The organism is Siminovitchia fortis, assembly GCF_007681465.1.
Taxonomy (GTDB): Bacteria; Bacillota; Bacilli; order Bacillales; family Bacillaceae_C; genus Siminovitchia; species Siminovitchia fortis.
In genome coordinates, this window is sequence record NZ_VEKZ01000078.1 from 1 (window position 1) to 12,508 (window position 12,508).

Below are 12,508 nucleotides of genomic sequence, written 5' to 3' on the forward strand. Positions count from 1 at the left end.
GTCGCTGGGCGCTGGAGCTGGACAAAGCACAATAATTTTATACGAATATCTTTGAAAAAATTTATACTTTATCTTTAGATAAAGGCAAGTTCAGGAAGGGGGCATTGACGTGCAGAAATACATGACCAAGTATATTGAAGTCTATGAGGAACTCAGGAAAAAGATGAAGTGGAAAGTGACGGATAATAAAATATTAATGACGATTGCATCCTTCTATGCAATGAATCAAAAACCGTTTGAAATGGAGTCTTATCTGATGATTGCGGAGGGAATCAAAAAACAGGCCGGCATTTTCTCTTCCATCAAATCGGAATCCCGTTATATCGCCGCGGCCATGCTGGATGTCGGCTTCGAACATCCCGAAAAGCAAATCCCTGCATTGTTCGCCGCCTACGATGAATTGACCAGCGCTAAATTCAGAAAAGGAATATTCACTTATATCGCCGCTTCTGTATTAATCAAAAATTCCGGGTCTGACCCAAACGATTATCGTCCAGTCATTACAAGAGCAAAAGAAATATACGACGGTATGAAAAAAGAACATCTCTTTTTAACATCAGCTGAAGATTACCCCCTTGCAATGCTGCTCGCCGCGAGAGGGGCAGATGATGTCATTGAACGCAACGAGCGCTTTTACGATGACCTGAACCGGAACGGTTTTAGAAAAGGGAACCATTTGCAAATGTTGAGCCATATATTGACGCTCGATGAAGTGGAGAGCCCCGAAGTGTTGGTGAACCGGGCGACTCAAGTGTTTGATAAATTCAAGGAGGTCGGCATGAAACAAAAAACGCTATATTACCCAGTCATGGGAATGCTCGCTATGATCCCCCCTGCGGAATTGGATATGCAGGAAGTTTATCAGGCATACGTACACCTGAATCAGACAAAGCAATTCAAGTGGCAAAAGGATTTGAACGCAACCCTTGCCGCCAGCTTTTATGTCAAAGACAAATTGGAACAGTCCGCTTTGATAGAAACGAGCCTGTATACAACGATCGAAACCATTCTGCAGGCGCAGCAAGCGACCATGACAGCGTCTATAGCAGCATCTGCAGCCGCTACGGGCTCAGGGTCGGGGAATTGATAACAGGGCCATGGAACTCATGGCCCATCAATTTTTTGAAAAGGCGGTGATGAAAAGCATGCCGCCCACGCAACAAAAAGAAAGCCTAAACAGCCCACAGGCTGTTTAAGCTTTCTACGCCGCCATGCTTCTGCAGATCTCTGCGCATTTCAAGCAGGCTTCCGCACATTTTTGGCAATGATCGTGGTCATGCTTTTTACACTCATTGCCGCACGCTTCGCAAATGTCCGCACATAATTGGCAAATCTCCGTGGCAAACGGGCTGTCTGCCTGCATCGCTTTGGCGGCAAATGCGCACATATCGGCGCACTCACGATCAAGACGGATACATTCCGCCATCATTTGAACATCCGTTTCTTTCAAGCAGGCATCAAAGCAATGGTTGCAGGCTTCCATACATTCCAGGCAAGCCTTTATACATTCTTCATAAGCCGTATTCATCGTAATCCCTCCCTTGTGAAATTATTTATTAAATTTCCCTTGAAAAAGTCCCATTAAACGACAACGAATTTTTAAACTATGTTTCCACTTTTGTACTATAATGTTCATTGAACAAATCACAAAGGAAGTGTATCAGCGATTACAACTGATGTACAATACAAACCTGCTATCCATTTCAGCGGTGTTGATTATTCAATTGACGAAACGACCATTTTAAAAGGGGTGACCGGCTCTTTTCCGGATGGAAAAATCACAACATTGGCCGGACCTTCCGGGGCCGGGAAAACAACCTTGCTCAAGTTATGCAATGGTCTCATTTCACCAACTAGAGGCGACATTTATATTCACGGCAGGCATATCCGTGAATATGAACCTGTGGAATTACGCCGCACGGTCGGCATTGCCCTGCAAAACGCACCGATGGTAAAGGGCAGTGTTTACCGCAATTTGTCTCTGCCATTGGAGCTTGCCGGAAAAAAGCTCACCAAGGAGGAAGCAGTTACATTTCTGGAAGATGTCGGTTTGGAAGAGTCATTTTTACAAAGGGACAGCAAAGAGCTGTCAGGCGGACAAAAACAGAAAGTGTCCATTGCCAGGACGCTTGTAAACCGCCCGCGCATATTATTGCTTGATGAAATCACCGCTTCGCTGGACCAGACTTCATCCAAGGAGATTGAACAGCTCATTGTAAAAATCAACCAGCGCTACAATGTCACAATGGTGTGGATCACACACAATCTTGAACAAGCCCGGACAATCGGTCATTACACATGGGTGATGATTAGAGGCAAAGTGGCAGAAACAGGAGAAAGCAGCCTGCTCGAATCACCAAAAACTGATGAAGTAAGGCGCTTCGTCGAGGGGGGATTTGCATGAGTTTTACAGCATTGGCAATGACGCTTATATTCGTCCTCCTTCCGCTTATATTATCGAAAACGCTCAGCCTTGGACTTGAAAAAGACACAATCATCGCTACTGTTAGGTCCATCATCCAACTGATGGTTGTCGGGTATATTTTAAAATTTGTCTTTGAGGCGGAGCATCCCGTCTATATTTTGCTGATGGTCCTGCTAATGATTGGAGCAGCTGTCGAAAACGTCCGTAAAAAAGGATTGTTTATCAAAGGAATTACATGGAAAGTCGGAGCGACCATCATCTTTATCGAGATTCTCACGCAGGGAATTTTGATTGGGCTGAACATCACGCCTCCAACCGCACAGTACATCATTCCAATCAGCGGGATGGTGATTGGAAACGCAATGGTTCTGTCCATTTTATTTTTGAACCGTTTCACGGCAGAAATAGAAGCACACGAAGATGAAACGGAACTGATCCTTTCACTCGGCGGAACACCGAAGCAGGCGATTCATACACAATTGATCTCGTCCATTAAGGCAAGCATGATCCCGACAATCGAAAGCCAGAAAACAATGGGTCTTGTCCAATTGCCGGGCATGATGAGCGGGCAGATCATTGCAGGCGCAGATCCAATCCAGGCCGTCATGTTCCAACTGCTGATCGTGTTTCTATTATTGACAACCGCAGCCATATCAAGCGTCATGCTCGGATTTCTATCATATCCATCTCTTTTTAACGAGCGTATACAGATCATTCATTTGAAAAAATAATCGATATGGCGGGAGGGATTATTTCAATTGTGGGACAGATACTTATGCCGCCGCCATTTTTGCAGCCAATATCGGATATTTTCATTACAATTGGAGGCGACCAGTCACGGGGAGTCTTTCGATTGAGATGATTAAACAAACTATCCAACAATATTCAAATCAAAAGGCTGCCTAGTAAAAATTAGAGGAAACCGGCTTTCCGGGCAGCCTTATTGCAATGGGCATATCGTTTCCTTTATGGCTTTCTTTCCTTAAGCCCTTTTATCTCCTGGATTGAGAAACCTGTAATTTCTGCCACGTCTTCTATCGAATGTCCTTTTTCCAGGAGCCTGAATGCAATTTCAGTCTTTCCCTCTTTTAAACCTTCTTTCTTCCCTTCCTTCTTCCCCTCTTCCAAATAATACCTTGCAAACGACGTATCCTTTAAAGACAGCCCCATCGTTACAGCCTCCATTACAGGGTTTTTTTCATTTTTTTTCCTTAAGCCCTTTTATCTCCTGGATTGAGAAACCTGTAATTTCTGCCACATCTTCTATCGAATGTCCTTTTTCCAGGAGCCTGAATGCAATTTCAGTCTTTCCCTCTTTTATTCCTTCTTTAATTCCTTCTTTTATTCCCTCTTTTAATCCTTCTTTCTTCCCTTCCTTCTTCCCTTCTTCCAAATAATACCTTGCAAACGACGTATCCTTTAAAGACAACCCCATCATTACTGCCTCCTTTTCCAAAATTGGTTTCATGTCCCTGATTAATCGCGAGTCCGCATCCTCCGGCAGACGAAGAATATGGTCGATGAATACAAACAGCTTCTGAATATATTTTCTCTTCATCTCTTTGCTTATCATTTTATCCTGGAAAAGCAATCTCATCAATTTCCGCTTGTATTGGTACTTAATATCAACATCTTTTTTACTTTTTATGACATATAGTCCGGCCAAAACAGCCAACGCAAAGGGATTTTGTGATTCTATAAGTGTGGATTCCGACTGGGAAGCAATTCGGTAGATGTTATAATGGTAGGTCAGTTCTGTGCCTAAAAATTCATAGTGGAATTGATTGGCGTTGTACTTGGCGTCTTCGCTTGTAAACAAGGCAAGCGCATAGATCCTTTGATCAAACAGATCCAAAATCCGGTAAAAGGACTGGAACATCCGCTTTGGAAAAACCTTTTCGTGATCGCCCTGCACTTCGATATGGACATACACCCATTGTTCGCTCCCATTTTTTAATTGAAGCTTAACGAGTTTGTCGGCGACACGCTTGTTGCTCTCGGATTCGGGTAAAATCGTTTGAAGCTCTTGTTCGAGGAACTCAGGTGGGGTGGCAAAGTCTACAAGTTCAAACAGCTCAGGTGAGAAAAACAGGAGAAACTCTTCAAACAGTTCGGTAATCACATCCTTCCACAAATGGTCAAAATTTGGATGCTGAACCTTCAATAACATCATCACCTTTCTTACATATTTAGGTGATATTATTCGCTAAAGTTTGCTATAATCCTTCTTTTATTTCATAATTCCGTGTGAAAAGAGGAAGTTTCCCCCGGCCTTTAGACAATCATAAAACTTTTTCGCAGATTGGTTTAAACATCAAATTGAGCGGTTGAATAACACAATGCTTATGCCTAAACCCCACCAAGACCAGTAAACCTTATTTTTTAATCAGAGGGCTGTCAACGACATTGATGAAAATGAAGAATTTTGACAGGCTTTGCCCATCAATTCGGCTCCACATGGACATGCACATCAAACACTCTATATTCTTCCATTAAAACCTCTTCTACGCGATCCGATATCTGATGGGCGGCCTGGATACCCAGCGTGGAATTTACTAGGATGACAACATCGACCACGGAATTGCTCCCATATCTTCTAGCCCTGATATCCTTGATGCCTTTCACTCCGGATATACCCAGAATCGACTCCTTATAAAGTGCCAACTTTTCTTCATCATAACCGTCAGTCAGATCGAGAGATGATTCCCTAAATATACCCCACGCCGTTTTGCATATAAGTATGCCTACTATTACTGCTGTCACCGGATCCAGCCAAGGAAGGCCAAATTGGGAACCAGCGATACCAACCGCCGCCCCGATGCTCACCCATGCGTCGGACAGGTTATCTTTAGCCGCCGCCGTTACAGCCTGGCTATTAATTTTTCTGCCCAAACTCCGATTATATCTGTAAACCAGGTACATGACTCCCGCGGAAAAAATAGCGGTCAACGCGGAGATCATATCAGGAGACTCTTGTTCTGCTTCAAAGACGGATAACACAGCTTCATACAATACCTGAAGACCGACAGCCATCATGATGAAGGATGCAACCAAAGCTGCAATCGTTTCGGCTTTCCAATGGCCGTATGGATGATTTTTATCTGCCGGTTTTTGTGAAAACCTGAGACCGATCAGAACAGCGATCGAAGCCACAATATCAGTTGCATTGTTCATGCCGTCCGCCTTTAAGGCTGCTGAATTTGTCATGTCGGCAATCACCAGTTTCAAAGCCGATAAAAATATATAGGCAAAAATGCTGAGAATCGCTCCGCGTTCCCCCATTTTCAGATCATTGACCTTCGATTGTACCATTGATGTCCCTCCACTAAGCTCTGTACATCCATGATATCAATCCAAAGGCGAGTGGGTCTACAGCAACCTTGTTGGGAGAAGCCTTCATTGTAAGGAGGTGGAAAGAGTGTTTGCCGGAGGCAAACTTTTTTTAAAAATTAAAAGCCGCCAGAAATCGTTTCCCGGCAGCCTTGGTTACTTAACCTTATGGTTCACTAATTCCCATTGCTGTCCATAGGAGGAGGGCAAAAACAATTACACAGCCATTAAGGATGAGGCCTGCTGTAATGGACCAGGCTTTCCTGGACATGATGGCAAAAATGACCCCAATGATCGAAAGCGAACCAAATAGGATTACCCCTAAAGTCAAATTTGCATTGGGGCCTCTTAAAATAAAAAACAACGCAACATTGATAGCTACCATTAATAATGATAATAATCCAAACTTATTCATCAAATACTCTCCTTGTCTGCTGCTCCGGAAAAATCCGGAGCCGTCCTAATAAAGATGGTATTGGGCATCTCCCTCCTCGGTTATGTCCGTAAAAATGTGGAAAAAATTTCCGGCAGCACTGTCGCATTTATCTTTAAACTCCCGAACAGTGCTCCGGCCCTGTTTTCCATTTTACCGTAAGAGGGCATTTCCAATTGTTTATCACTTAATCTTACAATCTTTTAAATGATTTATGAAGTGTTGCGCATTGCGTATTCGTTTTCCTTTTTAACAGAACTCTCAACACATCCATTGAATATATATCGTTTAATGCGATATAATCAAATTAACCGATGTACTTGGAGGGTTTTTTTAAATGATTCAAGAAATTAATCAATACTATACTGATATTTATTTCAATCTGCATCAATCACAAGAGGAAAGCATTTCACATCAAAGTGTCCGTATTTTACAAATGGTTCAAAAAAGAAAATATGTCATGATCCGTGATATTGCCGAGCGATTATCAGTTTCACACAACACAGCTTCCGAACACGTGAAAAAATTAGTGGATAAAGGATGGGTGTATAAAGAAAGGTCTGAAGAGGATCAACGCAAAGTGTATTTACATTTAACAGATGCCGGTTCAACGATATTAAAAAAGAATACAGAGTTAGATGAAGAAAAGCTGCAGGCTGCACTTGATAGATTAACAATCAATGAAAGAAAACAGGTAGTTAAAGCATTGGAGCTATTAAGCGAGGCATCAAAATAATGTATTTGTTCATAAAAATTATCAGTTCCGCAGCCATTATCGGCCTTGTCACTGAATTAGCCAGGCGATTCCCCTTATACGGAGGCATCATAGCTGCCCTGCCGTTAATCAGTATTTTAAGTATTATATGGCTGACCATTCAAGGTGAATCCACTCAGAGTATCGCCCGGTTTACCGTTGGGGTTCTAGCTGGTTTTCCGGCGGCCGCTGCCATGCTGCTGGCGGTTTACATAGGAATAAAACATTCCGTTCATTTAGCAATAGCGATTTTATTTGGAATCGTTGTTTGGGGCTTATTTTTGACCGTTCAAAAATTTATAATGGGCGGATTTGTATCATAGATTTGAAACGGTTTTGAGTTTATTATTTAGAAAAAGTGTATCAGAGATGTCTTGATAATAATTATCCAATCGTAGTTGATGTGGAAAAATATCCTTGGGATATGAGGGGAGGTTTAAGATTGTAGATCCGAATGGATATTTTCTCAGAATTACTTCGAATAACTGTACATTGGATGCTGCGCAATAAGGAGTAAAACTAAAGAGCCTAACGAGTGGTATATTGTTGTTGGCCGCAATGAAAAAAAGTCTTTCTACAACTTCAAAAGAAGCTAAAACACTATTATGGTAAGTTGGATAAAGCCTGTTTACTTGAATTATTTGGCTCACGGTTTTTAAGATTTGAAAAGTAACCCACCCAAAGGCTGGCTAGGCGCTCATTGGGTGGTTATTTTTTTGTGAAATGAAGGGCCAGTTTGCTCTAAAAAGTCTCTATCTTTAACTGCAATCCTTATATGTAATCAGTTTGCATTCAAGCTTATATTTAAAGCTCTCTCCAATGTTGAAAAGGTAGGAATTTGTTCAAAGGAGAGGCCCAGATGGATTGCTGTTTGTGCAATCTCAGGGCGAATTCCACATAGGACTGTTTTTACACCCAGTAATCTTAAAGTCTCGTTTAAACGAAAAATTTCGTGGGCCACCATCGTATCGACCATGACTACTCCTGATAAATCGATATAGAGACAATCTAATCTTTTCTGAGCACACTGTTCTATTGTTTTCTCAAGTATATATTTTGCACGGGAAGTGTCAATATCGCCGACAAGCGGAAGAAGTCCGGCATTATTTGTAAGAGAGATTACCGGTGAACTTAACTCGTTAATAAGCTCCCGATGACTTAATAATCTTTCCATAGATTGTTTATCATACTCTTCCAGAAACCAAACCGTCACCTTATCCATCGTGCCAATAATCAGTTTATCCCAAGACTCTTTTACCTCTTGAAAGTGTTCTTCTCCGTGCAAAGACACAAATTGCTTTATTAAGTCGAGATATTGATTACGGGTCCGGTAAAATTCATTCAATATCATATTCGAAGGCGTTGCCAGATGATTTTCATCTTTAGCGACCTTGACGATCCAACCTTCCAATTCCTCTAAAAAAGCGGTTTCTTCTTTAATAAAAACTTGAAAAAATTTCTTGTGAAAATCATTGTTTTGCTTTTTTAGAAGCCGGATCTCTTCCGGGTCTGTCGAGGCATAAACCCCCGAAGTGTTGTCATCCAGCCCCTTATACCACTCATCTGTTAAGTGTGAGGCTTTACTCATTAGAAAATCATAAAGCTTTTCATATTTGGGCATTTTTTCCTCCCCGGGACAAAATATTCTTTCTATAATAATAATTTAATATAAAAAAGAGCACGTGGCTATAATTAATTTCTGCAAATAACTTGGCAGCATAATTTTTCAACCCCGCAATGCAACAGGGGTTCCTTGATGAAACACCATTTGCCACTTACCTTCTTTAAACTTCCAAATAGAGCTTCTTAATGCACGTGTTCCGTCGTTATGCTTATATGTCCTGTATGTTGCTAATACAACATCTGTTGCCAAGCATTTTATTTCAAAGTCTGTTACAGCGAATTGTACCGATGTGTTGGATTCACTTCTTTCAAGCTGGATTTTTTTATCATAGGAATTTCCAGAGCTTCCAAATTCCAAAAAGCCATCTGCCAGAAGGTCGTCTAAATCTGTATAGCCGCGGCTCATTAACCGCCTTTCAAGTTGGAAAATATGTTCTTCAAGTAAGGAATGGCTCATATTTATCCCTCCCGGTAAATCGCTCATGAAATCATCCCTTCAGATTAATACTTGGCTCTATTTTATTTATCTTACTGGCTGGAATTGTATATATTTCTGCGGTTTTTAGATGTAGCAAAGCAATATTGGCAGAAATTTAAAGTTATTACTGCTGGTGTTTTTTGAGCATCTGTTGCAAATAATCTTCGGACTTTCCCTTCGGAATGCTCAGGATTTCCCAGTTTTCGCCTTTTATTTGCTTTCCAATATAAACAATTTGCCCAATATGATAAGCATAATGTGCCAACTGTCTTTCAATTGCCTCTATTACCGAATGACTTTCTCCGCGAATATATACATTCTTTAATAGGTCTTTTTCGCTTAAACGATCCAATGTTTCAAAAAGGGTACTCCACCCTCTTTCCGAAATCTCTCTCAATTCGGCTTTTGAAGATACATTATCAAGAAATTCTTGGTCGCGATCTCTGTATGGTTTCTCCCCATCTGAATGCAGAAAATGGGTCCATCTCGAAATCATATTGCCGCTTAAATGTTTTATGATTACGGCTATGCTGTTTGATTCCTTATTGGGCTTCCAATGAATATCATCCTCTGATAATTGCTCAATTGTCTTATCTCCAAGGGTTTTTACACTTTTAAACCGCTCTTTTATAACTCTCAAGTACTCAGCCTCAATTCTCATTGTTCCCCCCTAAATTTGGATTATATTAAGCTAGTTGTCCTGGTATGAACTCCAGTTCATTAATGAGCGCCTAAATACTCTGTTTTCAGTTCTACCTCTTTCAATCCCTCATCCAAATAGACCTTATACGCCTTTGCATGCGGCCTGGAGCTTACAGCTTTTTTTAAATCCCCATCAATATAATGAATGGCAACCCCATCATCAGCTGCTATTCCAGCCTGTATTTTGCCATCGGCTATCAATTGACGATAAGTGGGCCTTCTTTCCGCTTCCCCATCATAATGCGGGCAATTGCTTCCCTTTAATAAACCCAAACACTTTATTGGTTCAAGTCCACCGCCGAAAGAATCAGTAACCCCTTCTTCAAACCAGCAGATGGAGCCCGCACTTATGCCAGCCAATAATATTCCCTGATCCCATGCCTTCGCCAAAATGGTATCCAATCCCCATTCCCTCCACAAAACTAACAGATTCCTAGTATTTCCCCCACCGACATAAATGATATCCTTTTCCAGCAAAAAACCCTCCAGATCCCGTGTAGGCGGCTGAAAAAGTGACAGATGTGAAGGCTGGCAACTCTGTTGTTCAAAAAAGTTATAAAATCCTGATATATAATTCTCTGAATCTCCACTCGCTGTAGGAATAAAACAAATTTTTGGACGTGATTTCCCTGATTGATTAAGGATATATTGATCTAACAGGTGATTTTCAGGCTCCATGGAAAAGCCTCCGCCTCCAAGAGCAATAATTTGTCTCATTTTTTTACACCCTTCCCCAAAAAGTTCTTACGGTATCATTCGCTCAAAGAGTGTTTGATTTTAAAGGAACAATTATTTTCAGTTTAACCTGTTCATCAGCTCGCCTGTAGTAAGAACAGAAGCAAACTCCTCATGTAAAGTTGCAATGGAAATATTATGAATTTCATCAGGGCTATAATAAATACCATCGGGACCAGTCATTCCAAATGCAGCTGTCGCATCCGAAATTAAAAACGTATTAAATCCCAAATTTGCACTCATTCGTGTTGTGGTAGAAACGCAGTGTGGTGTAGTTAACCCCACAATCACTACATGATTGAGACTTTTTTGTTTAAGGTACTCCTCAAGATTTGTACCGATAAACGCACTATTAACACGTTTCTGGATCACCATTTCCCCTTTAAGGGGCTTGGCAAATTCCATAAAATCCACCCCAGGTTTTCCAGGGTTAAAACTTGAATCAGGGTCTCGAGACAAATGTTGAACATGAATAATTGGTAAATGTTTCGAACGCCAGATTAACAATAATCGCTCTATATTTTTTTCTGCTTGCAGATTATTACGTTCTCCCCATTTCTCTTCCTCAAATCCTTTTTGTACATCAACCATAACTAAAACGGGATTTTCCAGCATTGGCTCCATATAAGTCTTCCCCCTATAAAATTAAGAACAAGATCTCCAAGCATGCTATTTTTTTTACTAAAAGTTAAAGTAAGTTCTTTTCTGATCCCAATAATATTCAATCCAAATTGATTACGATCTTAGTTCCTGTCGGACACTCATTATACGGTCCTTCACTTTCTCTAAAAATCAATTGCAATCCCGATACATCGTCCGGCAGCCGCGGTGACACGACGAATTTATAGTTGAGATGATCATCTGATCCGCCACCGTAGTCCACCGTGCAGTGGTATTCCTCATTTATATACAGCTCCCAAAAATGGTGCCCGTGAAGATAATCATCCGAAGAATTCTCAGGCTCGTCCCAATCGATATTAAAGTTGACGACACTCGCGTTCTCATACTGGCGTATAAAGGTTACCGAGTATAGAAACTCATCTTTAGCAACTGATTTCAAAACAGGAATGTATTTTTGAAATCCTTTTGGTTCCACCTGAGGGCGAAAATGCTCATCGGTTCTTAGCATTTCAAACAACGAAATCAATAAGCCCTCGTACAGGCCGTACTGTTTGGCCCAATCTTGTATGTATTCCGTTTGTGGAAATCCGGGGTTGTTTTCCGACAGTTCTTTACGCTTTTTTATTAACTTGCAAATTTCCTCATCAATGGATAGAAGTTTCTTTTCATAATGATCAGTTGGGCGTTCAAACGGCAATCGTTTCAATGCTTGCTTCCTCCTCTTTGATAATAGATGAGCGTCTCTGCAATTTCAGAAACGCCCCAATGATTGATTGAATTTCTATGGTGCAAAAGGAACAAAATACCTAAACATAATAGCCAAAAAGGCAAATACAGAAATTGTACATATACATGCCAAATGCAAGATGATATACAAAATTTTCAATTTCCCTTTGATAAAAAATGAATAAATAAAACCAACTAAAGGGCTTATTATCAAGAAAGGTGTAGTAATTTCCATAAATGCAAACGCAATCTTAGGTACAATCTTTAAATCGACCCCTATTAAGCTTATGATGCATATATGCAAGATCGTTAAAGTAATCGTTATGATTAAGGTAGTTAGGGCAACCTTGGATGGCTGTTTAAAAAACTTCTTCATCATAATCTCCTTTTTTTATTACATTTGGAGTTTCTCTCTTAATACATTGATTCTCCGGCCAAAAAGCATCTTTGCCAGGTTACTTTTCAATGCAAGAAGTCCATAGATCGCTCCGCCAACGGTTACACAAACGGCAATGACCAGGATTGACTGGAATCTGCTTTCAGGATCCACCAGCATTGCCAGAACACTCTCAGCCCCAAAAACTATACCAGCCATTATTGCAGTAAAAATAAACATTAACCTTAATCCGTGACTAAATTTATCTAAAAACCATCCGAAAGCTAGTGAAATCAAGTATAATA

Annotated in this window: 16 protein-coding genes and 1 pseudogene; 5 read left to right on the top strand and 12 right to left on the bottom strand. The window is 40.8% G+C overall.

The features are described 5' to 3' along the window. Positions 1-109: 109 nt before the first annotated feature. A complete protein-coding gene (locus FS666_RS17615; RefSeq protein ID WP_144463584.1) occupies positions 110-1,087 on the top strand; it encodes a DUF4003 family protein in 978 nt (325 codons plus the stop codon). A gap of 114 nt (positions 1,088-1,201) precedes the next feature. Here the strand turns inward: FS666_RS17615 and FS666_RS17620 are convergent, their stop codons facing one another. Continuing rightward, entirely contained in the window at positions 1,202-1,528 is a 327-nt protein-coding gene (locus FS666_RS17620; RefSeq protein WP_144463585.1) for a four-helix bundle copper-binding protein, read from the bottom strand. A 138-nt stretch (positions 1,529-1,666) separates the two neighbouring features. Here FS666_RS17620 and FS666_RS17625 point away from each other — a divergent pair, with 138 nt between their 5' ends. Continuing rightward, on the top strand, positions 1,667-2,404 hold the full coding sequence (locus FS666_RS17625; RefSeq protein WP_144463586.1) for an ABC transporter ATP-binding protein: 738 nt from the start codon (positions 1,667-1,669) through the stop codon (positions 2,402-2,404). Continuing rightward, positions 2,401-3,156, top strand: coding sequence for an ABC transporter permease (locus FS666_RS17630; protein WP_144463587.1), 756 nt, complete (start codon positions 2,401-2,403; stop codon positions 3,154-3,156). The genes FS666_RS17625 and FS666_RS17630 overlap by 4 nt, the downstream gene beginning before the upstream one ends. Before the next feature lie 235 nt (positions 3,157-3,391). On the opposite strand, the gene FS666_RS17635 is transcribed toward FS666_RS17630, so the two are convergent. From FS666_RS17635 to FS666_RS17650, 4 genes are all read right to left on the bottom strand, one after another. After that, positions 3,392-3,595: a hypothetical protein gene (locus tag FS666_RS17635; protein ID WP_144463588.1), complete on the bottom strand. Its 204-nt coding sequence runs from the start codon at positions 3,593-3,595 to the stop codon at positions 3,392-3,394. A gap of 28 nt (positions 3,596-3,623) precedes the next feature. Further along, positions 3,624-4,589 (bottom strand): RpnC/YadD family protein, encoded by a 966-nt coding sequence (locus FS666_RS17640; RefSeq protein ID WP_144463589.1) that lies wholly within the window; start codon positions 4,587-4,589, stop codon positions 3,624-3,626. 278 nt (positions 4,590-4,867) lie between these two features. Beyond that, positions 4,868-5,737, bottom strand: coding sequence for a cation diffusion facilitator family transporter (locus FS666_RS17645; protein ID WP_120071218.1), 870 nt, complete (start codon positions 5,735-5,737; stop codon positions 4,868-4,870). A 184-nt stretch (positions 5,738-5,921) separates the two neighbouring features. After that, positions 5,922-6,170: a hypothetical protein gene (locus FS666_RS17650; RefSeq protein WP_120071220.1), complete on the bottom strand. Its 249-nt coding sequence runs from the start codon at positions 6,168-6,170 to the stop codon at positions 5,922-5,924. Positions 6,171-6,525: 355 nt separating this feature from the next. Between FS666_RS17650 and FS666_RS17655 the strand changes: the two genes are divergently transcribed. Beyond that, complete coding sequence (locus tag FS666_RS17655) at positions 6,526-6,924, top strand: MarR family winged helix-turn-helix transcriptional regulator (protein WP_120071222.1); 399 nt, start codon at positions 6,526-6,528, stop codon at positions 6,922-6,924. Beyond that, positions 6,924-7,265 (top strand): DUF3147 family protein, encoded by a 342-nt coding sequence (locus FS666_RS17660; protein WP_144463590.1) that lies wholly within the window; start codon positions 6,924-6,926, stop codon positions 7,263-7,265. The genes FS666_RS17655 and FS666_RS17660 overlap by 1 nt, the downstream gene beginning before the upstream one ends. A gap of 458 nt (positions 7,266-7,723) precedes the next feature. On the opposite strand, the gene FS666_RS17665 is transcribed toward FS666_RS17660, so the two are convergent. From FS666_RS17665 to FS666_RS17700, 7 genes and pseudogenes are all read right to left on the bottom strand, one after another. Continuing rightward, positions 7,724-8,563, bottom strand: a complete 840-nt coding sequence (locus FS666_RS17665) for an STAS domain-containing protein (RefSeq protein WP_144463591.1) — start codon at positions 8,561-8,563, stop codon at positions 7,724-7,726. Between the two features lie 105 nt (positions 8,564-8,668). Beyond that, positions 8,669-9,022 carry a nuclear transport factor 2 family protein gene (locus FS666_RS17670; RefSeq protein ID WP_186306613.1) on the bottom strand — a complete coding sequence of 118 codons (354 nt, stop codon included), beginning with the start codon at positions 9,020-9,022 and terminating at the stop codon, positions 8,669-8,671. 145 nt (positions 9,023-9,167) lie between these two features. Beyond that, positions 9,168-9,704, bottom strand: a complete 537-nt coding sequence (locus FS666_RS17675) for a DUF1572 family protein (protein ID WP_144463593.1) — start codon at positions 9,702-9,704, stop codon at positions 9,168-9,170. Positions 9,705-9,763: 59 nt separating this feature from the next. Further along, complete coding sequence (locus tag FS666_RS17680) at positions 9,764-10,462, bottom strand: Type 1 glutamine amidotransferase-like domain-containing protein (RefSeq protein WP_144463594.1); 699 nt, start codon at positions 10,460-10,462, stop codon at positions 9,764-9,766. 78 nt (positions 10,463-10,540) lie between these two features. Beyond that, the gene (locus FS666_RS17685) at positions 10,541-11,104 is read right to left on the bottom strand and encodes a cysteine hydrolase family protein (protein ID WP_144463595.1); all 564 of its coding nucleotides are present in this window, start codon (positions 11,102-11,104) and stop codon (positions 10,541-10,543) included. Positions 11,105-11,201: 97 nt separating this feature from the next. Next, complete coding sequence (locus tag FS666_RS17690) at positions 11,202-11,807, bottom strand: hypothetical protein (protein WP_120075499.1); 606 nt, start codon at positions 11,805-11,807, stop codon at positions 11,202-11,204. 414 nt (positions 11,808-12,221) lie between these two features. Continuing rightward, positions 12,222-12,508: pseudogene (locus FS666_RS17700) on the bottom strand (hypothetical protein); the annotation flags it as partial.